Source organism: Pseudomonas sp. J380, from assembly GCF_009827115.1.
GTDB classification, from domain to species: domain Bacteria; phylum Pseudomonadota; class Gammaproteobacteria; order Pseudomonadales; family Pseudomonadaceae; genus Aquipseudomonas; species Aquipseudomonas paracarnis.
Genome location: NZ_CP043060.1, coordinates 1,192,860 through 1,217,196, shown reverse-complemented (window position 1 = coordinate 1,217,196; position 24,337 = coordinate 1,192,860). Strand labels below are relative to the sequence as shown.

The following is a 24,337-nucleotide window of genomic DNA, read 5'->3' as shown; positions in this document are numbered from 1 at the left end:
AAGTAACTTATTCGACGTAACTTACTAAAAGTAGATTAAGCTCAAATGGAGTCAAAGTCATGCACGCACTGATCGTAGTTGCTCATCACGACCCGCAATCTCTCACCCACAGTGTGGCCGCCGAGGTGGGCGCGGGCTTGAGCGCCTCTGGCCACACCTTTGAAATAGCCGACCTTGCCGCTGAAGGGTTCGATCCACGCTACACCGTCGCCGACCATCGGGTGCACCGTACTCGGGCGACGCCGCCAGCCGACGTGCAGGCCGAACAGGCCCGCATAGACCGCGCCGACGCGCTGGTGCTGGCGTTCCCCATCTACTGGTGGTCAATGCCAGCGTTGCTCAAGGGTTGGGTCGACCGCGTATTCGTCAATGGCTGGGCGATTGATTACGGCCCCGATACACCGGTGCAGAAGAAACTCAGGCATTTGCACGTGCATGTGCTGGCCCTGGGGGCGGCTGACGGAAGCGCCTTCGATCGACACGGTTATGCCAAGGCCATGAATACCCAGATCGACTACGGCATCTTTGATTATTGCGGGGCGCGGGTACTCACTTCCGAGTTATTGTTGGACTCGGAAAGTGGCACGGCCCAGGCGCATTTGCACAAGGCCCGGACCGTGGGGCAGGGGTTGTTTGAGCGTGAGGCCATCGCGGGATAATTCAAGCGTCGCGAAACAGGTCGTGGGCGTCGAGCAAGCGGTAGGCAATCTCTGGGTTTTTCTCCAGGCCACGGCGAATGGAGGCGGGGATCGACTGGCGGGTCTTGCGGCACATGCCCGGCAGTTCGTCGATGACGATCTGGATCCCGCGCATGCTCTTGACCTCGGTATGCCCGGGCGCGATGTGTACGCGGATGCCGAGTTGGTCGTACATCCGCTGTTGCAGGTGTTCGAGGTCTTGCAGGCTCTTGAGGTTTTCCAGGCGCTCCAGCAGGATTTTTTCCTGCTGTCGCGTCAGTTGCAGAATGCGCAGATCAGCGCCGGGAGCTTCCAGCAGTTGTTCACGGTTGCAGACACAGGCGCCGGGTGGGCAGGGTTGGCGAAGGGTCATTGACGCTCCCGGCAAGGTTCAGTTGTAGGAGCGAGCTTGCTCGCGAAAAACTCACAGGCGCCGCATTCATTCAGCAAACACGCGTTTTGGTTAACGTTTTTCGCGAGCAAGCTCGCTCCTACAGGTTTGTGTGTCAGTAGCTTAAGTGAACGCCCAGGCTGGCCAGCGCTTTCCAGTAGTCAGGGTAGGTCTTGGCTACGCAATCAGGGTCTTGGATGCGAATGCCCGAGACTTTCAGCCCGGCCAGGGCAAAGCACATGGCGATGCGATGGTCGGCGTGGGTGTCGATCAGTGCGGTGCAGGTGATACCAGCCAAAGCGGGGTCGCTGGCGACCAGCAGGTCATCACCCTCGATGGTCGCCAGGCCCGGACGAATTTCGTTGAGGCCATCGTGCAGCGCCTGCACGCGGTCACATTCCTTGACGCGCAGGTTCGCCAGTTCAGTAAAGCGCACCGGGGTATTGTTGAATGCGGCGAGCACCGCCAGGGTCGGGATCGCATCCTGCATTTGTGAACCCACCACCGTGGCCTGCATGTTCGGGAATTGCGCGATCACGGCCTGTGCCTTGGCGTCGGGCTGGGTGAAGTCGTGCGCGGCTACACCAATATCGATACGGCCACCGGTCAGTACTTCTGCGGCCCACAGGTAAGTGGCGGCGGAAGCGTCGGGTTCGATCAGGTAATCATGGGCGGTATAGCCCGTGGGGGCCACGCGCCAGGTGGTGTCGTCCACGATGTCTACTTGGGCCCCGAACGCACGCATGCAATCGAGGGTCAGGTCCACATAGCCACGGGCGCCGATGTCCTTGCCGGTCAGCGCCACTTCAATCGGCGCTTCGCCGCACGCCGCCAGCATCAGCAGGGCCGATACGTACTGGCTGGACAAGCCTCCGTCAATCTCAAAACGCCTGGCCTGGACCTTGCCCGCGCCATGCACCGTTACCGGTGGGCAACCGGTGGGGCTGTCGACCTGGATGCCGTTCTGGCCCAGGGTGGCCAGCAGCGGGCCGATCGGGCGTTTTTGCATGTACTCGTCACCGTCCAGTACCACGGTGCCTTGCACGGTGGCGACGGCAGCCGTGAGAAAGCGCATGGCGGTGCCGGCGTTGCCGAGGAACAACGGCTGGGCCGGCAATTGCAGCGAGCCTTGGCTGGTGACGACAAAGGTGGTGTCGTCCGGCTCGTCGATGGTGACGCCCATCTGCCGCAGGGCGACCGACATGTGGCGCGTGTCATCGCTTTTGAGCGCACCGCTCAAACGGCTGGTGCCCTTGGCCAGTGCCGCGAGCAACAGCGCACGGTTGGTAATGGATTTGGAGCCGGGGGGCGCGACCTTGCCAGTGAGGGGAAAGTTGGGCGGTGTAACGGTCACGGTTTTCTGCGAACTCAAGGTACAAGGCTCCTGGTCAAGGCAAGGTGGCGTGGAGTGGCCGACGTGCGGACCCGAATCATCAGGCAAACACGCCATGCTTGTCGAGTGAGTGGGTGATCTGCGTGATTTATTGGCATGCGCTGCGTCCCTAATGTAGGAGCGAGCTTGCTCGCGAAAACGTCAACGATAAGCGTGCTTCCTGAATGAACGCGGCGCCTGGAAGTTTTTCGCGAGCAAGCTCGCTCCTACTGCCTTAGCGCTGGCTCAGCCAGTAGTCATGCAGCGCCCGCGCAGCCGGTTCGATTTCGCTGACCTGCAGTTGATGGGCGTTTACATCCAGATCTGCCGGCAGTTCGAAATTGTCCTGTTCGGCGCAGCAGGAAATCCGCTCCAGTTGCCCGGCTTGTACAGCGGGCAATGGCGGCCAGTTGGCTATCGCCACACCGCGCACATAACCAAAGCACCATTCCTCGGCAAGGGTCACCGCCTGGCCTTGATGTTCGGTTTCATCGAAACGGGCTTTGAATGCCTGGGAGTCAGTGGCCAATTGCGCGGCCAGCGTATTCATATGGCGTACACACAGCTCGAGAAAAGCCTGGGCCTCGTCCATGTTGTCCCATTCAGGGTTTTGCCCGCCCCAGATCGCCGGGAACCACTCGGCCACATCCACCTTGGCCGGGCTGGAAACCAGGGCGGTGAAATAACCGTCGAGTTCGGCCATGTTCAGCACCGAGTGGTCTTCGCCGTATTTGAGCAAGGTGGCGTCAATGAATTCGAAATCGGCGGGAGCGAGAGGTTGGGCGTGCATGGCATTTCCTTAAAACGTCGAGCGCCGCGCACAGCGCGGCTTAAAGCGCAAAGGATGGCCTGTGCATCGGGTTTTATCCAGCGTCTTTTCCCTCACCGTGGTCAGTCCCGTTTTTGGCCGATGCGCCGTGGCGCACCCTTGATATAGTCTGGCCTTTCTCAATCGCCAGTCAGGGATCACTGCCATGTCCGAATACCAAGCCTTCGTTGTCGAACTCAGCGGCAACGTTGCCCATGTGCAGATCAATCGCCCGGAAAAGATCAACGCCATGAACGCGGCGTTCTGGACCGAAATCATCGACATCTTCCAATGGGTCGACGAGACCGACGCCGTGCGTGCCGTGGTGCTCAGCGGCGCGGGCAAGCATTTTTCCTCGGGCATCGACCTGATGATGCTGGCCTCGATCGCCAATGATTTTGGCAAGGACGTGGGTCGCAATGCGCGCCTGCTGCGCCGCAAGATTCTCGAGCTGCAAGCTTCGTTCAACGCCGTGGACACTTGCCGCAAGCCCGTGCTGGCGGCGATCCAGGGCTACTGCATTGGCGGCGCCATCGACCTGATCAGCGCGTGCGACATGCGCTATGCAGCCGAGGACGCGCAATTCTCGATCAAGGAAATCGACATCGGCATGGCCGCTGACGTCGGCACCTTGCAACGCCTGCCGCGCATTATCGGCGATGGCATGCTGCGTGAGCTGGCCTACACCGGTCGTCAATTCGGTGCCGAAGAAGCGCGCAGCATCGGCCTGGTCAATCGCGTGTTTGCCGATCATGAAAGCCTGCTGGCGGGTGTCATGGACCTGGCCCATCAAATCGCCGCCAAGTCGCCGATTGCCGTGACCGGCACCAAGGCCATGATCAGCTACATGCGTGACCACACAGTCAATGACGGCCTGGAATACGTTGCCACCTGGAACTCGGCTATGTTGCAATCCAACGACCTGCGCGTGGCCATCGCGGCCCACATGAGTAAGCAGAAACCCGAATTCGTGGATTGACCGACATGACCCCAGGCTGGATTACCACAACGCTGCTGGACAACGACGCCCCCGGCGGCTGGGCCGTCGCCCGCAGCCGCGAAGGCTTCTTACACGACACCAACGGCCCGCTGTTCCCGCGCGAATGGCTCAAGCGCCAGGACCTGCCGGTGTTTGCCGAACACGGCATCGGCCACCTCGACGGCGAGCCGATGTACCTGTTGGAACTCGACTCGCCGGCTGATGTGCCAGGGTGCAGTTGGCAGGGCTTGCGTGGCTTTATGCTGCAAGGTGATCACACCCTGTACAAGGTGCTGGGCTACGCCGCGCAGATCGGTACCTGGGCGCGGGAGCACCGTTTTTGTGGCAGTTGTGGCCAGGCGATGGTGCAGGTGCCGAGGGAGCGGGCGATGTATTGCCAGGCCTGCGACCTGCGCAGCTACCCACGCATCTCGCCGAGCATGATTGTGCTGGTGACCCGTGGCGATGAGATCCTGCTGGCGCGCTCTCCGCGTTTTGTGACGGGGGTCTACAGCACCCTGGCCGGTTTTGCCGAGCCGGGTGAGTCCGCCGAAGACTGCCTGATCCGTGAAGTGCGTGAAGAGGTGCAGCTGGAGGTCAAGAACATCCAGTACATGGGCAGCCAATGCTGGCCGTTCCCTCACTCGATGATGCTGGGCTTTCACGCCGAATACGCCGGTGGCGATATCGTGCCCCAGGCCGACGAGATCGAGGACGCGCAGTGGTTCAATATCCACGAGCTGCCGCCGTTACCGGCGTCACGCTCGATTGCGCGTTACCTCATCGACCTCTACGTGGCCCGCCGTTTAGGCCACGCTGAACCAGTGCTGCCAGGCTAGACGCACGGTCAGGCCCAGGACCACGGTGATAAACACCGGGCGAATGAATTTGGCGCCGCCGCTGATCGCGCTGCGTGCGCCAAAGAACGCGCCACACATCACCGATACCCCCATCGCCAGGCCGACAATCCAGTCCACCGAACCATTGATGATAAACACCGTCAGCGCCGCCGCGTTGCTGACGAAGTTCATGCTGCGCGCCACGCCGCTGGCCTTCACCAGGTCGATGGGGTGCAGCAGCATCGTGCTGACCGTCCAGAACGCCCCCGTGCCGGGCCCGGCCACGCCGTCGTAGAAACCCAGGCCAAAGCCCTGGGTGGCTTGCCATTTCTTTTTGATCGGTGCCTCCGCGTCCAGTGGCGCCTTGGGCGTGCCACCGAACAGCAGGTACACACCGCAGGCGAAGACGATCACCGGGAGCATCTTGTTCAGGGTTTCGGCAGGCAAGTAATGCGCGACGACCGCGCCGGTCAGTGCGCCGATCAAGGTACCGACGATGGCGTGCACCCATTGGCGTGGGTGGAACAGCTTGCGCCGGTAGAAGGTAAAACTGGCGGTGGCCGAGCCGAAGGTGGAGCTGAGCTTGTTGGTGCCCAGCACCAGGTGCGGCGGCATACCAGCGGTGAGCAGGGCGGGCGTGGTCAACAAACCGCCACCGCCGGCGATGGCGTCGATAAAACCGGCGATAAAAGCGACAACGGCCAGGATGGCCAGAGTGGTGAGGTCAACGCTGAGTTCGAAAGGCATGGGCAGGGCTTATTGTTGGAGGGCCGCAGAAGGCCAGCATCTTACTGCGATGTGACTCAAATGTGGGAGGGGGCAGGCCTCTCCCGCATTTTTTACCGGGCCCGCCTGGTTATTTGTGCGCGCCCAGCCATTCCACGGCCGTGCGCCAGATGCAGATACCCAGGAAGTACGCCGACATCAGCGACCATAAGCCAAATGTCCAAGGGTTGGTGTTCGGGTAATCCACCACCATCAGGAAGCTGCACAGCAGCCAGATGGTGGTCACGGCGATGTTGATCGGCATGAAGCGCTTGACCCGGAACGGGTGCAGGAACTTCATCGGCGTGACGGTCAACAGCGCCAGGCCGATCACGGTCAGCAAGGTGACCCACGCATCCGGCTGGATGATATAGACGCACAGGGCAACGACGTTCCAGGCGGCAGGGAAGCCGACGAAGTAGTTGTCCTTGCTCTTCATGTTCACGTTGCAAAAGCAGAACAGCGACGACACCAGGATCACCGACACCGCAAACAGGTGGGTGAAATCAGGCAGGTCGATGTAGCGGTAGATAAACAGGGCAGGAATGAACACGTAGGTGAGGTAGTCGATCACCAGGTCCAGCACCGAACCGTCAAAGCTGGGCAGCACCGTGCTGACATTCACCCGTCGCGCCAGCGAGCCGTCGACGCCATCCACCACCAATGCCAGGCCCAGCCACAACAGGCACGCCTTGGGGGAGTTTTCCAGCAGCGCCAGGGTGGCCAAAAAGGCCAGTACCACACCGGTGGCGGTAAAGCCGTGGGCGCCCCAGGCTTTGAGTCTGGCTACATGCAGGGTCGATATCACGGGCGGTTCTCCAAAAGGTCAAACGGGGCAGCCGACAACGTAGCGCCGTCGAGTCTGGCCAGGGAATCAGGTATCGACCGGGAAGGGGAGGATAAGGTTCACCGCCCGGCGTATCCGTTAGCGTAGCAAGCGTAGGATGTTTCGGCATCAACCCTGACGGAACACCAGGGCCTTCAGCCCACTCTGCGGGTCAATGTCGGGAAATTCCGGTGGGTTTTCCAGCCGCTGTACAAACCGCAGGCCCGGTGCTTCGCGGGTCACGCCGTCGATCAGGAAGTCCTCGCCGAAGGCCGGATCGTTCATGCATGCCAGCACGGTGCCGTGGGCACTGAGCAAGTCCGGCAGGCGGCGCAGCACGCGCTGGTAATCCTTGGTCAGCAGGAAACTGCCTTTCTGGAAGGAGGGCGGGTCGATGATCACCAGGTCGTAAGGGCCGTTGTTCGTCACCTTGGCCCAGGACTTGAACAGATCGTGGCCCAGGAAGCTCACCCGGCTCAGGTCGTGCCCATTCAGGCGATGGTTGTCGCGGCCACGGCTTAGGGCCCCACGGGCCATGTCCAGGTTCACCACATGGTCGGCGCCGCCTTCGATGGCGGCTACGGAAAAACCGCAGGTATAGGCAAACAAATTCAGCACACGCTGGCCCTGGGCTTGTTCGCGCACCCAGTTGCGCCCGTAACGCATGTCGAGGAACAGCCCGCTGTTCTGTTTTTTACCCAGGTCGATCAGGTAGCGCAGGCCGCCCTCGGTGATGGTCAGCTCGTCGATGGCGTCGCCCACCAGCCATTCGGTGGTGCTTTGCGGCAAGTAGCGGTGTTGCAGGGCCACGGTATGCACGCCGAAACGGCTCCACTCGATCTGCAACAGCGTGTGCTTCAGGGCATCCAGGTGCTCGGTTTCTTTGAACAAAGCAACCAGCACCACCCCTTGCAGCCAGTCCACCGTCAGTTGTTCCAAGCCCGGCCAGCAACGGCCACGGCCATGGAACAGGCGCCGGGTTTCCGCAGGCGGGTCAGCCAGGGCAGTGAGCAAGTGGGCGTGCAGGGTAGCGAGTGCGTCTGGGTTCATCGTTAAGCGTCAGTCATCGGGCGGGCGGCATTTTAAACACAATTGGGTGGGAACTGGCTTGCCCGTGATGGCGGCCTGACAGCCGACCCATATATACCTGAAGCCCCGGCATCCAACTGTGGGAGCTGGCTTGCCTGCGATGACGGGCTGATAGTCGACGCTTATCTACTTTGGATCGCGGAGCGTGAGTTGGATCATCGTCGGCTGTCAGGGCCGTCACGGGAGCAAGCTCCCTCGCCACAGGTCCAGCGTTGTACCGCGTTCCCGCAGTGTTTGCGATTTGGGTCAGCGCGTGGCAATCAGCGCCGGCCCGAATGACTCTTTCAAAAAAACCGGGGCGATATAGCGTTCGTAATGTGCCTCGGACAGCAAAAAGAACTCTCGATCTATCGCATCGCGCAAATCCGCCAGGTGGCGTTCACGAAACTCCGGTAACAGCGTCAAACCATAGGCATCCAGCCTGGAAATCACCCGCGCACCCCGTGCAATCAACTGGTATGCCCAGCAATACGGCGACTGGTGCGGCATAAAACGAATCTTGCGCGCTTCCAACTGCTGTCGCAGGCAGTGCGGGTCGAACACTTCCAGCTTGCTGGCCATTACCTGTACCAGCAGTTGTTCCAGACGCAGCCACACCGCCTGTTTTTCCTCGGCGTTATAGCCATTCCACTGGATCACCTCGTGGTGATAGCGCTTGCAGCCCCGACAGACCAAGTCACCGTAGACGGTGGAGCACAGGCCGACGCAAGGGGTTTTGATGGTTTGGTTGGGCATAAAGGCTTGCTTGCAAAGTCTATGGATCATCAATAGCCAATGTGGGAGCGGGCTTGCCCGCGATAGCTGTGTGTCAGTGGGTACATCCGTGACTGATACAGCGCTATCGCGGGCAAGCCCGCTCCCACATTTATTGGTTCGTGTTGATTCAGTCCCAGCTCAACGCGCCGCCGGTCTGATACTCGATCACACGGGTCTCGAAGAAGTTCTTCTCTTTCTTCAAGTCCATGATCTCGCTCATCCACGGGAACGGGTTAGTCGTGCCTGGGTACTCTTCCTTCAAGCCGATCTGCGACAGGCGACGGTTTGCGATGAACTTCAGATAGTCTTCCATCATCGCCGCATTCATGCCCAACACCCCACGCGGCATGGTATCCCGCGCATATTCGATCTCCAGCTGCGTACCTTGCAGGATCATCTGGGTCGCTTCTTCTTTCATCTCGGCATCCCACAGGTGTGGGTTTTCGATTTTGATTTGGTTGATCACGTCGATACCGAAGTTCAGGTGCATCGACTCATCGCGCAGGATGTACTGGAACTGCTCGGCCACGCCGGTCATTTTGTTGCGGCGGCCCATGGACAGGATCTGGGTGAAGCCGCAGTAGAAGAAGATGCCTTCCAGCACGCAGTAGTAGGCGACCAGGTTGCGCAGCAGTTCTTTGTCGGTGTCGACGGTGCCGGTTTCGAACTTCGGATCGGAGATCGAGCGGGTGTACTTCAGGCCCCAGGCGGCCTTTTTGGCGACCGATGGAATCTCGTGGTACATGTTGAAGATCTCGCCTTCATCCATGGCCAGCGATTCGATGCAGTACTGGTAGGCGTGGGTGTGGATCGCTTCTTCGAAGGCCTGGCGCAGGATGTACTGGCGGCACTCCGGGTTGGTGATCAGGCGGTACACGGCCAGCACCAGGTTGTTGGCCACCAGGGAGTCGGCGGTGGAGAAGAAGCCCAGGTTGCGCATGACGATACGGCGTTCGTCGTCGGTCAGGCCTTCGGGGTTTTTCCACAGGGCGATGTCGGCGGTCATGTTGACCTCTTGCGGCATCCAGTGGTTGGCGCAGCCGTCGAGGTACTTCTGCCAGGCCCAGTCGTACTTGAATGGCACGAGTTGGTTGAGGTCGGCGCGGCAGTTGATCATGCGCTTTTCGTCAACGGCGACGCGGGCGGAGGCGCCTTCGAGTTCGGCGAGGCCTTCGGCGACGTCGAGTTTGTCCAGGGCGGCCTTTGCGCGCACGATGGCGGCGGAGTCGTTGGCGGTGACGGCGCGGGCTTCCACGGCGGCAGCGGCGCCGGCACCGTCGAGGCGGTCCATGTTGGCTTCGGTGGCGTGGCCGGCGTTGGCGCCTTTGATCACCGCTGCACCGGTGTCTTCGTTATCGACTTCATCCCAACTCAGCATTGAAATACTCCCTTCTGATCCGTTCTGACGGTGTTCAACCCGTCCAAAAAATGTGCGATTTGCAGGCTACCAGGCATTGAAATACTGCGCTGAGTGTGGTCGGTAAATACCGATTCTGCACACTATGTAGTGGTCTGTTTTGTTTGTGGGCACACTATATGGTGTGTAACAAGGTTGGTCAACGCACAAGATGTGCGGTTATAAGTCGCTGCCGAACGTTGGGCGCCGGGCAGATGGGGGACGAAGAATATTTACTTCATATGTCTTTATGGAATAGATAAATAGATATTTATTCCTTTTAATCTTTTCTATCGAGGCGCAATTTGAGGGCCTGCGCATTCGTGCGGATTGACCCAACAGCCAAAAGGAAAGCCGACATGACCATCAAAGCGATCAACGTGCGCAACCAGTTCAAAGGCGTGATCAAGGAGATTCTATTGGGGGAAGTGGTGTCGGAAATCGACGTACAAACCGCGTCTGGCATTGTGACGTCGGTGATTACCACACGTTCGGTGCGTGATCTGGAATTGAAGGTGGGCAGTGAAGTGATTGCCTTCGTGAAATCGACTGAAGTGTCCATCGCCAAGTTGTGAATGAATAATGTGGGAGGGGATTGCCTGCCCTCCCACGAATGCTCCACCGGGAGGTTAGCGCTGGCGCAAGGCTCGTTCCATGCGCTGTATCCCTTCCTCCAGCATCGCCCGTGGGCAACCGAAATTCAGGCGCACGAACTGTTGGCTGTCATCACCGAATTCGATCCCCGCGCTCATGCCGACCTTGGCCTGCTCAAGGAAAAACTGCTGCGGGTCATCCAGGCCAAGAGCGCTGCAATCGAGCCACGCCAGGAAGGTGCCCTGTGGTGCATGCATCACCACACCAGGCAAGCGGGTCTTTACGGCATCGAGCAGGTAGTCGCGGTTGGCTTGCAGGTACGGCACCAGCGCGCTGAGCCAGTCGGCGCATTCGCTGTAGGCGGCACGGGTGGCTTCCAGGCCCAGGGGGCTGACGCTGTCGACCATGCCGCAGCGCGCGTTATTGAAACGCTCGCGCACTGCCGCGTTCTGGACCACCGCAAAGCAGGTCTTCAAGCCGGCCACGTTATAAGCCTTGCTCGCCGACATCAGGGTGATGGTGCGCTGGGCAATCTCGGGGCTGAGGCTGGCGGTGGGGATGTGGCGACGGCCGTCGAAGCACAGCTCGGCGTGGATCTCGTCGCTGATGATCAGCGCGCCAGCTTCCAGGCAGGCATTGGCTACCGCCGTCAGTTCCTCCCGGGGAAATACCTTGCCGATGGGGTTGTGCGGATTACTCAGCAGCAACGCACCGGCACCGCTCAATGCCTGGCGCATCGCAGGCATAGGCGTGACGTATTCGCCGTTGATCAACTCGAACGGCATTTCGATGCGTGGCAGATTCCAGTTGCCCGGCGCCAGGCGAATCGGCCGGTAGTTGGGGGTTTGCAGCACCACCGCCTGGCCGGGCTGGACGAATGCGTGCAGGGCCATATTGAAGCCAGGCTCGACGCCGGGCAGGAACAACAGTTCTTCGGGCTGCACGCGCCAGGCGTACTTGGCCCACAGGTCAGCGACGATGGCGTCGCGCACGTCCGGGCCGGCCACGCTGTAGCCGAGAATCTGCTGGTCCAGGCGCGCGTGCAGGGCGCGCAAAATGGCGGGCGGCGCGGCGATGTCCATGTCGGCGATCCACATCGGCAGAACATCTTGCGGGTAACGGCTCCACTTGGTACTGCCGGTATCGAAGCGTGGGTGGATCGTGTCGAAATCAAAGCTCATGGACAGGCTCGTATCAGGGCGGCGGCGAAAGAATGGCGCCGATTCTAGCGCCATTAATTTTATAGGCCAGAGCTGATTGCCGCCTTGCACAGCGGTGTGCGTTCCATGACCGACAAGTTCTGTAATAAAAACGCCATTGCGCTGGGGATTGAATCAGCGAGGGGCTATTTTGGTGCATCTCAATAATCAGAGTAGCCATGGATGAAATACCAACCCTTGAGTCACACCTTGATTGCTACCGCGCTGGTATTAACGGTCAACGGGGTGCATGCAGCTTCCCAAGCCCCGGTTGCGGGTGAAAATGGCATGGTGGTCACGGCCCAGCACCTGGCAACCCATGTGGGGGTCGATGTGCTCAAGGCCGGCGGCAACGCGGTCGATGCGGCGGTGGCAGTGGGTTACGCACTGGCGGTGGTGTACCCGGCGGCGGGCAACCTGGGCGGTGGCGGTTTCATGACGGTGCAACTGGCGGACGGGCGCAAGACCTTCCTCGACTTCCGCGAAAAAGCCCCGTTGGCGGCGACGGCCGATATGTACCTCGACAAGGCCGGCAATGTGGTCGAGGGCCTCAGCGCCAAAGGCCATTTGGCGGTCGGCGTACCGGGCACGGTGTCCGGCATGGAGCTGGCCCTGAGCAAATACGGCACCCTCAAGCGCGCCCAAGTGATTGCCCCGGCGATCCAGCTGGCGGAAAACGGATTTGAGCTGGAGCAGGGCGATATCGACCTGTTGCACACCGCCACCGGTGAGTTCGAAAAAGACCAGGATATGCGTGGCATCTTCCTGCATAACGGCGAGCCGATGCAGGTAGGCCAGAAGCTGGTGCAGAAGGACCTGGCCAAGACCCTCAAGGAAATCTCGGCCAAGGGCACCGACGGTTTCTATAAAGGCTGGGTCGCCAAGGCTGTAGTGGATTCCAGCCAGGCCGGCAAAGGCATCATCACCCAGGCCGACCTCGACGCCTACAAAACCCGCGAACTGGCCCCCATCGAGTGCGACTACCGTGGCTACCATGTGGTCTCGGCGCCGCCACCCAGCTCCGGCGGGGTGGTGATCTGCCAGATCATGAATATCCTCGAAGGCTACCCGATGGCCGATCTGGGCTATCACTCGGCCCAGGGCCTGCACTACCAGATCGAAGCGATGCGCCACGCCTACGTGGACCGCAACAGCTATCTCGGTGACCCGGACTTCGTGAAGAACCCCATCGAGCATCTGCTGGACAAGAACTACGCGGCCAAGCTACGTGCGGCGATCGAACCGCAAAAGGCCGGTGATTCCCAGGCAATCAAACCGGGTGTATCGCCCCATGAAGGCAATAACACCACCCACTATTCCATCGTCGACAAATGGGGCAACGCGGTCTCGGTGACCTATACCCTCAACGACTGGTTTGGTGCCGGGGTGATGGCGAGCAAGACCGGGGTGATTCTCAACGATGAAATGGACGACTTCACCGTCAAGGTCGGCGTGCCGAACATGTACGGGCTGGTACAGGGCGAAGCCAACGCCATCGCACCGGGCAAGGCGCCGCTGTCGTCGATGAGCCCGACCATCGTCACCAAGGACGGCAAGGCGGTGATGGTGGTCGGTACACCGGGGGGCAGCCGCATCATCACCGCCACCTTGCTGACCATCCTGAATGTCATCGACTACAAGATGAATATCCAGGAAGCCGTGGACGCGCCGCGCTTCCACCAGCAGTGGATGCCTGAGACCACCAACCTTGAGACGTTTGCCGTGAGCCCGGATACCCAGAAGATTCTCGAGAGCTGGGGCCATAAGTTTGCAGGTCCGCAAGATGCCAACCATTTGGCGGCGATCCTGGTCGGTGCGCCTTCTTTGGATGGCAAGCCGGTGGGTAACAACCGCTTCTATGGGGCCAATGACCCGCGACGCAATACGGGGTTGTCGTTGGGCTACTAACGCCTGGTACGGTAAGAAATGTGGGAGCGGGCTTGCCCGCGAAAGCGGTGGGTCAGTCTATGCCTGTGCTAGCTGATACAGAGCATTCGCGAGCAAGCCCGCTCCCACAGGGAAGAGTGTCAGGGCTTGAGCAGCTGGGTTACTGCGGCAAATGCCGCCTGGCGCCTTTGTTCCCAATCCCCGCCAATCACCACCAGCGGCTGTCGATGCTCCTGCATCCACTCCAGGCTGGCCTGAAAAAACGCCCGGCGATCCGCCAGTTCCGGCTGGCAGCGCTGGCCGTCGGCACTCCATTCCACATCCTCGGGTGAGAGCAGCAGGTGCAGGTCGTAATGCCGCGCCAGAAGTTCGTCATCAAGCCAGCCGGGATAGTCGCCGAACAGGGTCTGGCTCCAGAGCTTGTTGGTCAGCAGGTGGGTGTCGAGGATCAGCAAGGCGGGGCGTTTGGCGCGGGCGGCATCCTCCCAGGCCAACTGGCCCTGGGCAATGGCCGGGATATCCGCCAGGGTGGTGTCGCGCTGATGCTGATCGATGAAGTACCGCACATATTCCCCCACCATCAACCCGCCGAAGCGCGCGTGCAACTGCGCCGCCAGCCAGCTCTTGCCGCTGGATTCGGGGCCCGCCAATACCACCACTTTCATGCGCGTAACGCCGGGTCGGCGCGCCACTCGCGCCAGCCTTGCACGGCAATCACGGTAAACAATGCATAGAGTGCAGCCGTGAGATAGAGGCCTTTGTAGAGGAACAGACCGACGAAGATCACATCCACCACAATCCACAACGGCCAGCACTGCACGCGTTTTTGCGCCATCCACATCTGCGCGACCAGGCTGAAGCCGGTGAGGGCGGCGTCGAGCCAGGGCTGGGCGGCGTCAGTCCAGTGGGCCATGGCGGCGCCCAGCAGCAGACTGCCGACGGCGCCCACAGCCAGGCTGGCCATGATTGCCGGCGCTTTCAGGCTGGTGACCTGGCGGCCTTGCTTGACCTCGCCAGCGCGGGTCCACTGCCACCAACCGTAAACTTGCAGCGCCGCGTAGACCACTTGCAGCAGCATGTCCGAGTAGAGCTTGACCTCGAAAAACACCCAGGTGTAGAGCAACACCATCACCAGGCCGATGGGCCAGCACCAGGGGTTTTGTTTGACCGTCAGCCAGACAGCGATCACCCCCAGGGCGGCGGCGAACAGTTCAAGCCCGGACATGGTGGATCCTTGGGAGAGTGGGAGAGGGCGGTGATTGTACCCAGAGCTCACCGATCATCAAACACAGCAATGCGTCATTGCCCTTTGTAGGAGCGAGCTTGCTCGCGAAGATCGTCAAGGTTACCGCGTATTGTCTGAATAACCGCGGTGCCTATGGGTTTTTCGCGAGCAAGCTCGCTCCTACAAAAGGCCAATCAGCGCTAGATTCGGAATTGGCGCAGCAACCCATCAAGCTGCTCACTCAAACCACGCAACTGCGCACTCGCCACGCTCGATTGCTCCGCCGCCAGCGCCGTGCTGTGGGACAGCCCGGCCGCTTGGGTGACGTTCTGGTTGATGTCTTCCACCACATGGGCCTGCTGCAGGGTGGCGCTGGCAATCGAGGCGTTCAGACCGTTGAGGTTGTGCAGTGCCTGGCCGATGGCGGTGAGGCTTGCACCGGCCTGGCCGGCTTGCTCGATGGTCAGTTGCGAGGCGCTGTGGCTGTCGCTGATGACCTTGACCGCCGCTTCCGAGTGACCTTGCAGGCGCTCGATCATTACCTGGATCTCGGCGGTGGATTTCTGCGTGCGCTGGGCCAGCAGCCGCACCTCATCGGCGACCACCGCAAACCCACGGCCTTGCTCCCCGGCGCGGGCGGCTTCGATGGCGGCGTTGAGGGCGAGCAGGTTGGTCTGGTCGGCGATGGAGCGGATCACCTCCAGTACCCCGCCGATCTGCGTGCTTTCGCTGGAGAGTGTGCGGATCACCTCTACAGCCTGGTTGATGGTGGTGGAGAGCTGGTCGATCTGCTGCAAGCTGCCGTCGATGTTGACCTGGCCCTGTTGTGCCTGAGCCTGGGCATCGCGCATTTCGCTGGCGGCGTGTTCGGCATTCTTCGCTACGTCCTGCACGCCGTAAGTGACTTCATTGATGGCGGTGGCCACCAGTTCCATCTGCTGCGATTGCTGCTGGCTGCGGTCATGGGCCTGGCTGGCGTTGTGGCCCAGCTCGGTGGACGACTGGCCCAGGGCGTTCGCGCACACCTGCAACTGGCCGACAACCTGGCGCAGCTTGGCGGTGAAGCTATTGAAGTGCTGGGCCAGTGCGGTCAGTTCGTCACGACCGTGGGTGTCGAGGCTGTGGGTCAGGTCGCTTTCGCCGCTGGCGATATTACCCATGGCATTCACCGCCGCCTGCAACGGCTGCACGATGCTGCGAGCGATCAACACCACCAGCACGGCCATCATCAACGCAATGCCCAGGCCAATGGCCGAGGCTTTCCACACCTGGCCCCTGAATTCAGCCTGCACATCGTCCACGTAGACCCCGGAGCCGATAATCCAGCCCCAGGGCTCGAACAGTTGGATGTACGAGGTTTTCTCTACCGGCGCTTCGGCGCCGGGCTTCGGCCAGCGGTAGTTGACGATGCCGGCTCCCTTGGCCTTGGCCAGGCTCACGAATTCGTTGAACACGGCGAAACCGTCCGGGTCGCGAATCGCCGAGAGGTTCTGGCCGTCGAGCTTGGGGTTGGCCGCGTGCATGATCATCACGGGGGTGAGGTCGTTGATCCAGAAGTAATCATCGTGGTCATAACGCAGGCCGCGCACCGCGCTCAGGGCCTGTTGTTGCGCGGCGTCACGGGTCAGTACGCCGGTTTTCTCCAGGTTCTGGTAATAGCTGAGTACGCCACTGGCGGTCTGTACCACGTGCTGGGTCTGCTGGCGCTTGGCCTGGTAGAGGTCGCCGTGGATCTGGTTGAGCATCAACAGCCCCAAGGCCAGCAGCATCAACACGGCGACTATCAGGATCAGCCAAAGGCGGCGGCTGATCGACATGCTGCGCAAACTGTTCATCGTCCTGTCACTCCCTGCTCTTTATAATTGTGGTGCTGCTTCGAGATTTCCGGCGTGTCTGATAGGCTTTCGGCCCGGAATCGAAAAACCTGAGTACTGCCTGATTTTTCACGGAATTTTTGCAGACCGGCGTTGAGAATCAACCGCGGGCGCTTGTGTGCGCTCGTCGTCAGTGAACTTAAAAAAGACTATGAGGCATGCCACGCGCATGACCTTTGGAGACAGCATGGATTTTTGGACCGCCATACAGGCATTGATTCTCGGCATCGTCGAGGGGCTTACGGAGTTCTTGCCGATCTCCAGCACTGGCCACCAGATCATCGTCGCCGACCTGATCAATTTTGGCGGCGAGCGTTTCGAAGCCTTCAATATCATCATCCAGCTGGGCGCGATCCTGGCGGTAGTCTGGGAGTTTCGACGCAAGATCTTTGACGTGGTCATTGGCCTGCCGACCCAGCCCAAGGCCCGGCGCTTTACCGTCAACCTGATCATCGCCGTGTTGCCGGCGGTGGTATTGGGGGTGATTTTTGCCGACCTGATCAAGCACTACCTGTTTAACCCGATCACTGTAGCGACTGCCCTGGTAGTGGGTGGCGTGATCATGTTGTGGGCCGAGCGCCGCCAACATGCAGTGCGGGCTGAAACCGTCGACGACATCACCTGGAAAGACGCCCTCAAGGTCGGCCTGGCCCAGTGTCTGGCGATGATCCCGGGCACTTCGCGCTCCGGTGCAACGATCATCGGCGGCCTGTTGTTCGGCCTGTCGCGCAAGACAGCTACCGAGTTCTCGTTCTTCCTGGCGATGCCGACCATGGTCGGTGCGGCGGTGTACTCGGGCTATAAATACCGTGACCTGTTCCAGCCCGCGGACCTGCCGGTGTTCGCCATTGGCTTTGTCACCTCGTTCATCTTCGCCATGATTGCGGTCAAGGCCCTGCTCAAGTTCATCGCCAGCCACAGCTACGCGGCGTTTGCCTGGTACCGCATTGCGTTCGGCCTGGTGATCCTGGCGACCTGGCAGTTCGGCTGGATCGACTGGACTGCGGTCAAGCCATGACTATCCAGCACCCACGCCTGAAGGCGCTGATCTTTGTACTGCTGTGTGCCGCGCCGCTGCTGGGCTCTGCGTTGCTGTGGTACCGCGGCGAAACGGTAATTCCGTTGATGGCCTATGGCGTGGTCAGCGTGGTGGCGTTCTTCTTGTACTGGAGCGATAAGCGCAAGGCGCAGACCGAAGGCTGGCGCACCCCGGAAAACATCCTGCATGCGGTGGAGTTGGCGGGCGGTTGGCCAGGGGCGTTGATCGCCCAACAGGTGTTCCGGCACAAGACGCGCAAGGTGTCTTACCAGGTGTTGTTCTGGGTGATTGTGCTGTTGCACCAGGTGTTCTGGCTGGACCAGCTGTTCCTCGACGGCACCTTGCTGTCAATCCTCTAGCCGCAAGCCAATCTGTGTGCGCTTGGGCAGCTTGCTCACCACCAACTGGTGGGAGCGCTGCAACAGGCCACGCAGTTCCTCTGCGCCCAAAGGGTAGGGCGTGTTCATGATGACCCACTGCGCCCTCGCCAGGTAAGGCGCCGGGTGAATGCCCGGGCGGTCGACGTGACCCAGGAACAGTTCTTTGTCGACCTTGAAGGCCAGCGACTCACCGCGCAGGTTCTGCAAGGCGAACATCTTGTTGCCAGCAACCGAGAACACCCGCACGCCACCCCATTTATAGTCTTCCCGTGCGCCTGGCAGGCTCAGGCAGAAACGTGCGACTTGTTCTTCCGTCATGCTCATAACAGCCGATCTCCACAGCCTTTGAAGCCTTCTTCCAGATAGTCGATCCAGGCCCGGATGGCCGGCAGCACGCCGCGCCGGTGCGGGTAGACCGCCTGCAGCCAGCCGCCTGGCAATGACCATTGCGGCAGCAGTTGCACCAGCCGGCCGCTGGCCAGTTCTTCTTCGCAGTACATCATTGGCAGCACCGTAAAGCCCACACCCATCATTGCGCTGGCCTTGCGCACGATAAAGTCTTCGATGCCCAGGCGCGCCTCCATCACTAGCTCGTGCATATTGCCCTGGGGGTCGATGATGCGTTGGTGCACCATTCGGTCCGCCTCGAGTGCGCCAAGGATTGGCAACTGCTTGAGGTCTTCCAGGGTTTCGACCCGCCGCTCACGCATGAAAACGGGGCTGGCCACCAGCACGGTATGCGCCTGGCGCAGGCGTTTGGTGACCAGCAACGGGTCTTCGTCGCCCAGTTCGCGTACGCGCAGCGCTACATCAATGCCTTCGGCCACCAGGTCGACGCGGCGATTCACCAGGGTCATGTCCAACTGCACCAACGGGTGCGCGGCCAAAAAACCGGCTACCAGCTCCGGCAGGATCTGCTGGGCCAGGCCCACCGGGCAACTGACCCGCAAGCGCCCCCGTGGTTCGCTGGACATACTGGCCACGGCCTCGTCGGCCATTTCCGCTTCAAGCAGCATGGCCTGGCAGTGGCGCAGGTAGCGTTCGCCGACGGCGGTGAGCGTCAGTTGCCGGGTGGTGCGTTGCAGCAAGCGTGCACCCAGGCGGTCTTCCAGTTCGGCAATGCGCCGTGAAAGCCTGGATTTGGGAATGCCGAGCAGCCGGCCAGCCGCAGCAAAACCGCCGGCTTCGACGACTTTGGCGAAATAGTAGAGGTCGTTGAGGTCTTGCATGGTGGGCCTATTGTCCTGTCAGTGGGACAAACTATCGCATTTCAGCTGGCTTATCGACCATTGGTTTCATGCGTAGCATCACCACCATCTGATCGCCACTGTCGATCCCACCTCGGAGATCCATCATGAAACTGTTGCACATCGATTCCAGCATCCTCGGCGACAACTCGGCCTCCCGTCAGCTCAGCGCCGGTGTGGTCAAGGCATGGCAAGCCGCGCAGCCGGGTGTGGAAGTGACCTACCGCGACCTCGCCAGCGAAGGCATCAACCATTTCTCCGGCGCTACCTTGGGCGCATTGGGCACTGCTGCGGAACTGCGCGATGCGGCGCAAAAGCACGAGGCTGAACTGAGTGCATCGTCGCTGGCTGAGTTTCTCGCCGCCGATGCGGTGGTAGTCGGTGCGCCGATGTACAACTTCACCATCCCAACCCAATTGAAAGCCTGGATCGACCGCATCGCAGTGGCCGGCCAGACCTTCCGTTACTCCGAAGCCGGCCCTGAAGGCCTGTGCGGCAACAAAAAAGTCATTATTGTCTCCACCGCCGGCGGCCTGCATGCCGACCAGGCTTCGGGCGCTGCCCACGAAGGCTACTTGAAGCTGCTGTTCGGCTTCCTGGGCATCACCGACATTGAGATCGTGCGCGCTGAAGGCCTGGCCTACGGTGATGAAGTGCGCAGCAAAGCCATGAGCGACGCCAACGTGCGCATCAACGAGCAACTGTTCGCCGCTGCGTAAGGCTTATGTAAATTTGCCCTGTCCTCGGTTTCATTCTGAAACCGAGCGCCTAAACTCTGTATTCTGATCGCCTGAACGCGAGCGGAGTACGGAGTTTTTTCGTTGTGGCCCAGGTTATGCACACATCCCTTCGATACCCTGGACTTTTTATTCGACAGGCCGGTTCTTGTGCAGCAAAGGTGGACGTCCCCATGATGCGTCTTTGTGCTGTTTTGGTACTTTCGCTGTTGGGCGGCCTGGTTTCAGTGCTCGCCGCGCCGGCACCGCACCCCCATTGGAGTGTGGGGTTTCATCGCATGAGTGTGCTCGACCCGCTGGATTCGCAGCCGATGAAGGCCATCGCGTTTTACCCTTCCACCGATACCGAACGCACCACGCCGCTGGGCGCCTATCAGGTCGCGGCCAGTGAAGATGCCAAGGTTGCTATCGGCCGTTTTCCGATGCTGATGCTGTCCCACGGCAACACCGGCACGCCCCTGGCCCTGCACGATCTGGCTACGTCACTGGTGCGTAAGGGATTCGTAGTGGTGGCGGTCCTGCATCCCGGCGACAACTATAAGGACCACAGCCGCCTGGGCACCGTAAGTAATCTGTATGGCCGGCCGATCCAGATATCCCAGGCGATCACCGCCACCCTGGCCGATCCGATGCTGTCGCCCTTTGTCGATGTCGATCAGATCGGCGTCATCGGTTATTCCGCCGGTGGCGAAACGGCATTGATCCTGGCGGGCGCCAAACCGGATTTCGAACGTCTGCGCCGCTACTGCCAGGAACGCCCCGAAGACCGCGACGCGTGCACCACCAAGGGCGAGTTGGTGGTTGATCGCGACGACTTGCAACCCCAGGCTGACCCGCGCATCCATGCGTTGATGCTGATGGCGCCGCTGAGCTTGATGTTTGGCCGCCATACCCTGGCGGACGTGCATGTGCCAGTGCTGCTCTACAGTGGCGATGGCGACCAGTTGGTGGCAGTGGACAAAAACGCCGCCGCCCTGGCGCGCAAACTGCCAGAGCCGCCGGACTTCAAGCTGTTGGCCGGGGCAGGGCACTTTGTATTCATGGCCCCGTGCGACAGTGATCAACTGGCGACAATGCCAGGCATCTGCACCGATGCCGATGGTATCGACCGCGAAGGGATTCACCGCGATATGGTCTCCGAGGCCGGGCGCTTTTTCAGTCGCACCCTCGGTGAGGCAACGCGTGCCGGCCTGCAGACGGCTGATCAGTAGGCGCGGCGCCTGAGCAGTACGGTCAGCGCGAGCGCGCTGACCGACAGCAACGCGGCGCAGAAGAATATCCAGCCGTAGCCAAGATTCAACGCCACGGCGCCCATCAACGGCCCGGCAATCGCCAGGGCCAGGTCGAAAAATACCGCATACGCACTCAGCCCCGCGCCGCGGCTGCTGTCCGGCACTTGCTTGATAGCTTCCACGCCGAGCGCCGGGTAAACCAGTGACAAACCAAAACCGGTCAACCCTGCGCCGATCAAGGCCACGCTGGTAGACGGTGCCAGCCACAGCAGCGTCAGGCCCAGGGTTTCGATGATCATGCAGGCGATGGCGGCGGTGAACCCGCCAAACCGGCTGATGGCGGAGATAAACACCAGGCGCGAGAGAATAAAGCACACACCAAATACCGTCAGGCAATACGCCGCACCGGCCCAGCCACGATTCAGGTAATACAGGGTGATAAAGGTCGTCAACGTGCCGTAGCCAATCGAAGCCAGGCACAGGCTGGCGCCGAACGGTGAGATACGCCCGAACACCGCCCAGAACGGCAGCCGCTCGCCACGTACCACCGGCACCGACGGTTTATTGCGGATCAGCACCAGTCCCAACGACGCCAACACCGCCAGGGCAAGACCGAGGCTGGTGTAGCCGTAATCAGCCACCATCACCACGCCAAGTGGCGCACCAATCGCAATCGCGCCGTAGGAGGCGATGCCATTCCAGGAAATCGAGCGTGCGGTGTGCTCGGCGCCCACCGCGCCCATGCACCAACTGATGGTCCCCACGCCAATCAGGCCCTGGGCCACGCCGAGTAACAGGCGACCGGCGATCAGAATACCCAGGCTCAAGCTCGGCAGACTTTCCAGCAGCGTGGCGATAAAGGTCAGTACACCGCTGATCAGAATGCCGGCCAGGCCTAGCACGATCGCGCGTTTGGTACCGACGTTATCCGACATCCGCCCGGCCATCGGACGGCTGAGCAGTGTGGCAAGGTACTGCGAACCGATGGTCACCCCGGCCACCACGGCGCTGAAACCCAGTTGCTCGTGCACATAGCCTGGAATCACCGCTATCGGCAGGCCGATGCAGATAAAGGCAATGAAGGTGTAGAAAACGATGGAAACGATCTGCAGGGTGATCGACAGGGAGGAGGGGGCGGCAGGCATGAATACTCAATCGCTGGCGGGCGGTAAAGCATCATGGCATATCCCGCATTACTGTAGGAGCGAGCTTGCTCGCGAAGAACGTCAACGATAACGCGGGTTGCCTGATTCTGCGCGGCGTCCTCAGGTTTTTCGCGAGCAAGCTCGCTCCTACAGTAGTAGAGCGTATGCAAAAAGCCCTGTCACAGGGACAGGGCTTTTGCTTGCAGCTAAGTGCTGTTCTTAGAACACCACACCCTGGCTACGCAGGTAGTCGTCATAGGTGCCGCTGAAGTCGATCACGCCGCTTGGGCTCAACTCGATGATGCGGGTGGCCAGGGACGATACGAACTCGCGGTCGTGGCTGACGAAGATCAGCGTGCCCGGGTAGTTCTCCAGCGCCAGGTTGAGCGCCTCGATGGATTCCATGTCCAAGTGGTTGGTTGGTTCGTCCATGATCAGCACGTTGGGCTTTTGCAGAATCAGCTTGCCGAACAGCATGCGACCTTGTTCACCACCGGAGATCACTTTGACCGACTTCTGGATTTCGTCGTTGGAGAACAACATGCGGCCCAGGGTGCCACGAATCATTTGCTCGCCTTGGGTCCACTGGCCCATCCAGTCGAACAGGCTCACGTCGTCTTCGAAGTCGTGGGCGTGGTCCTGGGCGTAGTAGCCCAGTTCGGCGGCGTCGGTCCACTTGATGCTGCCGGCGTCCGGGGTCAGTTCGTTGACCAGGGTACGCAGCAGGGTGGTCTTGCCGATACCGTTGGGGCCGATGATCGCCACGCGCTCGCCGGCTTCAACCTGGAAGCTGAAATCCTTGAACAGTGGCTTGCCGTCAAAACCTTTGGCCATCTTTTCGACCATGACCGCCTGGCGGTGCAACTTTTTGTTCTGCTCGAAACGGATGAACGGGCTCACACGGCTCGACGGCTTGACTTCGGCCAGCTGGATCTTGTCGATCGCCTTGGCACGGGAGGTCGCCTGCTTGGCTTTCGAGGCGTTGGCCGAGAAGCGGCTGACGAAGGATTGCAGTTCGGAGATCTGCGCTTTCTTCTTGGCGTTGTCCGACAGCAATTGCTCGCGGGACTGGGTCGCCACGGTCATGTACTCGTCGTAGTTGCCCGGGAACAGGCGCAGCTCGCCGTAGTCCAGGTCAGCCATGTGGGTGCACACGCTGTTCAGGAAGTGACGGTCGTGAGAGATGATGATCATCAGGCTGGAGCGCTGGGTCAGGATGTTTTCCAGCCAGCGGATGGTGTTGATGTCCAAGTGGTTGGTCGGTTCGTCGAGCAACAGCACTTCCGGGTCGGAGAACAGCGCCTGGGCCAGCAGTACGCGCAGCTTCCAGCCTGGGGACACTTCGCTCATCGGGCCGAAATGCTGTTCCAGGGGAATACCCAGGCCCAGCAGCAGCTCGCCGGCGCGGGATTCGGCGGTGTAGCCGTCCATCTCGGCGAACTCGGTTTCCAGCTCGGCCACGGCCATGCCGTCTTCTTCGCTCATTTCCGGCAGCGAGTAGATGCGGTCGCGTTCGGCCTTGACCTTCCACAGCTCCTCGTGGCCCATGATCACGGTGTCGAGCACGGTGAATTCTTCGTAGGCGAACTGGTCCTGGCGCAGTTTACCCAAGCGCACATTCGGCTCCAGCATGACCTGGCCGCCGGACGGGTCGAGGTCGCCACCGAGGATTTTCATGAAGGTCGACTTGCCGCAACCGTTGGCACCGATCAGACCATAGCGGTTGCCGGCGCCGAACTTGACCGAGACGTTCTCGAAGAGCGGCTTGGCGCCGAACTGCATGGTGATGTTAGCTGTGGAGATCAATTACTTTACCTATCAATGGGTTGCGAGCGTGACGGCAGGTGCCTTCAGGCATGCGTCAACAGCGACATCAAGGC

Annotated in this window: 25 protein-coding genes; 9 read left to right on the top strand and 16 right to left on the bottom strand. The window is 60.6% G+C overall.

Annotation, left to right across the window (positions count from 1 at the left end):
* Window positions 1-59 precede the first annotated feature (59 nt).
* Entirely contained in the window at window positions 60-659 is a 600-nt protein-coding gene (locus FXO12_RS05605) for an NAD(P)H-dependent oxidoreductase (RefSeq protein WP_057977249.1), read from the top strand.
* Between the two features lies 1 nt (window position 660).
* Here the strand turns inward: FXO12_RS05605 and FXO12_RS05600 are convergent, their stop codons facing one another.
* The 3 genes from FXO12_RS05600 to FXO12_RS05590 form a co-directional block, all read right to left on the bottom strand.
* Window positions 661-1,050, bottom strand: coding sequence for a hypothetical protein (locus FXO12_RS05600; protein ID WP_034127625.1), 390 nt, complete (start codon window positions 1,048-1,050; stop codon window positions 661-663).
* A gap of 133 nt (window positions 1,051-1,183) precedes the next feature.
* Window positions 1,184-2,440 carry a 3-phosphoshikimate 1-carboxyvinyltransferase gene (gene aroA / locus FXO12_RS05595; RefSeq protein WP_057977253.1) on the bottom strand — a complete coding sequence of 419 codons (1,257 nt, stop codon included), beginning with the start codon at window positions 2,438-2,440 and terminating at the stop codon, window positions 1,184-1,186.
* Between the two features lie 235 nt (window positions 2,441-2,675).
* Complete coding sequence (locus tag FXO12_RS05590) at window positions 2,676-3,230, bottom strand: UPF0149 family protein (protein WP_057977255.1); 555 nt, start codon at window positions 3,228-3,230, stop codon at window positions 2,676-2,678.
* A 184-nt stretch (window positions 3,231-3,414) separates the two neighbouring features.
* Between FXO12_RS05590 and FXO12_RS05585 the strand changes: the two genes are divergently transcribed.
* Window positions 3,415-4,227, top strand: a complete 813-nt coding sequence (locus FXO12_RS05585) for a crotonase/enoyl-CoA hydratase family protein (protein ID WP_034127622.1) — start codon at window positions 3,415-3,417, stop codon at window positions 4,225-4,227.
* Between the two features lie 5 nt (window positions 4,228-4,232).
* The gene (gene nudC / locus FXO12_RS05580) at window positions 4,233-5,066 is read left to right on the top strand and encodes an NAD(+) diphosphatase (RefSeq protein ID WP_057977257.1); all 834 of its coding nucleotides are present in this window, start codon (window positions 4,233-4,235) and stop codon (window positions 5,064-5,066) included.
* Here nudC and FXO12_RS05575 read toward each other — a convergent pair.
* The 5 genes from FXO12_RS05575 to FXO12_RS05555 all read right to left on the bottom strand — a co-directional run bounded on the left by FXO12_RS05575 (window position 5,034) and on the right by FXO12_RS05555 (window position 9,880).
* A complete protein-coding gene (locus tag FXO12_RS05575; protein WP_003191011.1) occupies window positions 5,034-5,813 on the bottom strand; it encodes a TSUP family transporter in 780 nt (259 codons plus the stop codon). The two genes, nudC and FXO12_RS05575, sit on opposite strands and share 33 nt — an antisense overlap.
* 109 nt (window positions 5,814-5,922) lie before the next feature.
* Window positions 5,923-6,639 (bottom strand): phosphatidylcholine synthase, encoded by a 717-nt coding sequence (gene pcsA / locus FXO12_RS05570; RefSeq protein ID WP_003191017.1) that lies wholly within the window; start codon window positions 6,637-6,639, stop codon window positions 5,923-5,925.
* Window positions 6,640-6,786: 147 nt separating this feature from the next.
* Entirely contained in the window at window positions 6,787-7,707 is a 921-nt protein-coding gene (locus FXO12_RS05565; RefSeq protein ID WP_057977259.1) for a class I SAM-dependent methyltransferase, read from the bottom strand.
* A 285-nt stretch (window positions 7,708-7,992) separates the two neighbouring features.
* Window positions 7,993-8,481 carry a DUF1289 domain-containing protein gene (locus FXO12_RS05560; RefSeq protein ID WP_054895944.1) on the bottom strand — a complete coding sequence of 163 codons (489 nt, stop codon included), beginning with the start codon at window positions 8,479-8,481 and terminating at the stop codon, window positions 7,993-7,995.
* 148 nt (window positions 8,482-8,629) lie between these two features.
* The gene (locus tag FXO12_RS05555) at window positions 8,630-9,880 is read right to left on the bottom strand and encodes a ribonucleotide-diphosphate reductase subunit beta (RefSeq protein WP_032892020.1); all 1,251 of its coding nucleotides are present in this window, start codon (window positions 9,878-9,880) and stop codon (window positions 8,630-8,632) included.
* A gap of 377 nt (window positions 9,881-10,257) precedes the next feature.
* Here FXO12_RS05555 and FXO12_RS05550 point away from each other — a divergent pair, with 377 nt between their 5' ends.
* Window positions 10,258-10,473 (top strand): molybdopterin-binding protein, encoded by a 216-nt coding sequence (locus FXO12_RS05550; protein ID WP_003173733.1) that lies wholly within the window; start codon window positions 10,258-10,260, stop codon window positions 10,471-10,473.
* 54 nt (window positions 10,474-10,527) lie between these two features.
* Here FXO12_RS05550 and FXO12_RS05545 read toward each other — a convergent pair whose 3' ends face one another.
* A complete protein-coding gene (locus tag FXO12_RS05545) occupies window positions 10,528-11,673 on the bottom strand; it encodes a MalY/PatB family protein (RefSeq protein WP_057977261.1) in 1,146 nt (381 codons plus the stop codon).
* Between the two features lie 201 nt (window positions 11,674-11,874).
* On the opposite strand from FXO12_RS05545, the gene ggt reads away from it, so the two are divergent.
* On the top strand, window positions 11,875-13,599 hold the full coding sequence (gene ggt, locus FXO12_RS05540) for a gamma-glutamyltransferase (protein WP_057977263.1): 1,725 nt from the start codon (window positions 11,875-11,877) through the stop codon (window positions 13,597-13,599).
* 119 nt (window positions 13,600-13,718) lie between these two features.
* Here ggt and FXO12_RS05535 read toward each other — a convergent pair whose 3' ends face one another.
* From FXO12_RS05535 to FXO12_RS05525, 3 genes are all read right to left on the bottom strand, one after another.
* Window positions 13,719-14,243 carry an AAA family ATPase gene (locus FXO12_RS05535; RefSeq protein ID WP_057977265.1) on the bottom strand — a complete coding sequence of 175 codons (525 nt, stop codon included), beginning with the start codon at window positions 14,241-14,243 and terminating at the stop codon, window positions 13,719-13,721.
* On the bottom strand, window positions 14,240-14,803 hold the full coding sequence (gene pnuC, locus FXO12_RS05530; RefSeq protein ID WP_034127339.1) for a nicotinamide riboside transporter PnuC: 564 nt from the start codon (window positions 14,801-14,803) through the stop codon (window positions 14,240-14,242). The genes FXO12_RS05535 and pnuC overlap by 4 nt, the downstream gene beginning before the upstream one ends.
* A 200-nt stretch (window positions 14,804-15,003) precedes the next feature.
* Entirely contained in the window at window positions 15,004-16,638 is a 1,635-nt protein-coding gene (locus FXO12_RS05525) for a methyl-accepting chemotaxis protein (RefSeq protein WP_054921941.1), read from the bottom strand.
* A 226-nt stretch (window positions 16,639-16,864) separates the two neighbouring features.
* On the opposite strand from FXO12_RS05525, the gene FXO12_RS05520 reads away from it, so the two are divergent.
* Complete coding sequence (locus tag FXO12_RS05520) at window positions 16,865-17,695, top strand: undecaprenyl-diphosphate phosphatase (protein WP_044273643.1); 831 nt, start codon at window positions 16,865-16,867, stop codon at window positions 17,693-17,695.
* The gene (locus FXO12_RS05515; RefSeq protein WP_057977267.1) at window positions 17,692-18,075 is read left to right on the top strand and encodes a DUF1294 domain-containing protein; all 384 of its coding nucleotides are present in this window, start codon (window positions 17,692-17,694) and stop codon (window positions 18,073-18,075) included. The genes FXO12_RS05520 and FXO12_RS05515 overlap by 4 nt, the downstream gene beginning before the upstream one ends.
* Here the strand turns inward: FXO12_RS05515 and FXO12_RS05510 are convergent.
* Window positions 18,064-18,420, bottom strand: a complete 357-nt coding sequence (locus FXO12_RS05510) for an MmcQ/YjbR family DNA-binding protein (RefSeq protein ID WP_054895937.1) — start codon at window positions 18,418-18,420, stop codon at window positions 18,064-18,066. The two genes, FXO12_RS05515 and FXO12_RS05510, sit on opposite strands and share 12 nt — an antisense overlap.
* Window positions 18,417-19,325, bottom strand: coding sequence for a LysR substrate-binding domain-containing protein (locus FXO12_RS05505; RefSeq protein ID WP_014718355.1), 909 nt, complete (start codon window positions 19,323-19,325; stop codon window positions 18,417-18,419). The genes FXO12_RS05510 and FXO12_RS05505 overlap by 4 nt, the downstream gene beginning before the upstream one ends.
* A gap of 125 nt (window positions 19,326-19,450) precedes the next feature.
* On the opposite strand from FXO12_RS05505, the gene FXO12_RS05500 reads away from it, so the two are divergent.
* On the top strand, window positions 19,451-20,062 hold the full coding sequence (locus FXO12_RS05500; RefSeq protein ID WP_034127345.1) for an FMN-dependent NADH-azoreductase: 612 nt from the start codon (window positions 19,451-19,453) through the stop codon (window positions 20,060-20,062).
* Window positions 20,063-20,253: 191 nt separating this feature from the next.
* The gene (locus FXO12_RS05495) at window positions 20,254-21,291 is read left to right on the top strand and encodes a dienelactone hydrolase (protein ID WP_160049586.1); all 1,038 of its coding nucleotides are present in this window, start codon (window positions 20,254-20,256) and stop codon (window positions 21,289-21,291) included.
* Here FXO12_RS05495 and FXO12_RS05490 read toward each other — a convergent pair.
* The gene (locus FXO12_RS05490; protein ID WP_057977270.1) at window positions 21,285-22,457 is read right to left on the bottom strand and encodes an MFS transporter; all 1,173 of its coding nucleotides are present in this window, start codon (window positions 22,455-22,457) and stop codon (window positions 21,285-21,287) included. The two genes, FXO12_RS05495 and FXO12_RS05490, sit on opposite strands and share 7 nt — an antisense overlap.
* A 219-nt stretch (window positions 22,458-22,676) precedes the next feature.
* The gene (locus FXO12_RS05485; RefSeq protein WP_003191057.1) at window positions 22,677-24,263 is read right to left on the bottom strand and encodes an ABC-F family ATPase; all 1,587 of its coding nucleotides are present in this window, start codon (window positions 24,261-24,263) and stop codon (window positions 22,677-22,679) included.
* Window positions 24,264-24,337 lie beyond the last annotated feature (74 nt).

What these genes read in the sequence shown, in the direction of transcription:
- FXO12_RS05605 (WP_057977249.1), top strand. Translation starts at nt 60, where the DNA reads ATGCACGCACTGATCGTAGTTGCTCATCACGACCCGCAATCTCTCACC.
- FXO12_RS05600 (WP_034127625.1), bottom strand. Translation starts at nt 1,050, where the DNA reads ATGACCCTTCGCCAACCCTGCCCACCCGGCGCCTGTGTCTGCAACCGT.
- FXO12_RS05590 (WP_057977255.1), bottom strand. Translation starts at nt 3,230, where the DNA reads ATGCACGCCCAACCTCTCGCTCCCGCCGATTTCGAATTCATTGACGCC.
- FXO12_RS05585 (WP_034127622.1), top strand. Translation starts at nt 3,415, where the DNA reads ATGTCCGAATACCAAGCCTTCGTTGTCGAACTCAGCGGCAACGTTGCC.
- nudC (WP_057977257.1), top strand. Translation starts at nt 4,233, where the DNA reads ATGACCCCAGGCTGGATTACCACAACGCTGCTGGACAACGACGCCCCC.
- FXO12_RS05575 (WP_003191011.1), bottom strand. Translation starts at nt 5,813, where the DNA reads ATGCCTTTCGAACTCAGCGTTGACCTCACCACTCTGGCCATCCTGGCC.
- FXO12_RS05565 (WP_057977259.1), bottom strand. Translation starts at nt 7,707, where the DNA reads ATGAACCCAGACGCACTCGCTACCCTGCACGCCCACTTGCTCACTGCC.
- FXO12_RS05560 (WP_054895944.1), bottom strand. Translation starts at nt 8,481, where the DNA reads ATGCCCAACCAAACCATCAAAACCCCTTGCGTCGGCCTGTGCTCCACC.
- FXO12_RS05555 (WP_032892020.1), bottom strand. Translation starts at nt 9,880, where the DNA reads ATGCTGAGTTGGGATGAAGTCGATAACGAAGACACCGGTGCAGCGGTG.
- FXO12_RS05550 (WP_003173733.1), top strand. Translation starts at nt 10,258, where the DNA reads ATGACCATCAAAGCGATCAACGTGCGCAACCAGTTCAAAGGCGTGATC.
- FXO12_RS05545 (WP_057977261.1), bottom strand. Translation starts at nt 11,673, where the DNA reads ATGAGCTTTGATTTCGACACGATCCACCCACGCTTCGATACCGGCAGT.
- ggt (WP_057977263.1), top strand. Translation starts at nt 11,875, where the DNA reads ATGAAATACCAACCCTTGAGTCACACCTTGATTGCTACCGCGCTGGTA.
- FXO12_RS05535 (WP_057977265.1), bottom strand. Translation starts at nt 14,243, where the DNA reads ATGAAAGTGGTGGTATTGGCGGGCCCCGAATCCAGCGGCAAGAGCTGG.
- pnuC (WP_034127339.1), bottom strand. Translation starts at nt 14,803, where the DNA reads ATGTCCGGGCTTGAACTGTTCGCCGCCGCCCTGGGGGTGATCGCTGTC.
- FXO12_RS05525 (WP_054921941.1), bottom strand. Translation starts at nt 16,638, where the DNA reads ATGAACAGTTTGCGCAGCATGTCGATCAGCCGCCGCCTTTGGCTGATC.
- FXO12_RS05520 (WP_044273643.1), top strand. Translation starts at nt 16,865, where the DNA reads ATGGATTTTTGGACCGCCATACAGGCATTGATTCTCGGCATCGTCGAG.
- FXO12_RS05515 (WP_057977267.1), top strand. Translation starts at nt 17,692, where the DNA reads ATGACTATCCAGCACCCACGCCTGAAGGCGCTGATCTTTGTACTGCTG.
- FXO12_RS05510 (WP_054895937.1), bottom strand. Translation starts at nt 18,420, where the DNA reads ATGAGCATGACGGAAGAACAAGTCGCACGTTTCTGCCTGAGCCTGCCA.
- FXO12_RS05505 (WP_014718355.1), bottom strand. Translation starts at nt 19,325, where the DNA reads ATGCAAGACCTCAACGACCTCTACTATTTCGCCAAAGTCGTCGAAGCC.
- FXO12_RS05500 (WP_034127345.1), top strand. Translation starts at nt 19,451, where the DNA reads ATGAAACTGTTGCACATCGATTCCAGCATCCTCGGCGACAACTCGGCC.
- FXO12_RS05495 (WP_160049586.1), top strand. Translation starts at nt 20,254, where the DNA reads ATGATGCGTCTTTGTGCTGTTTTGGTACTTTCGCTGTTGGGCGGCCTG.
- FXO12_RS05490 (WP_057977270.1), bottom strand. Translation starts at nt 22,457, where the DNA reads ATGCCTGCCGCCCCCTCCTCCCTGTCGATCACCCTGCAGATCGTTTCC.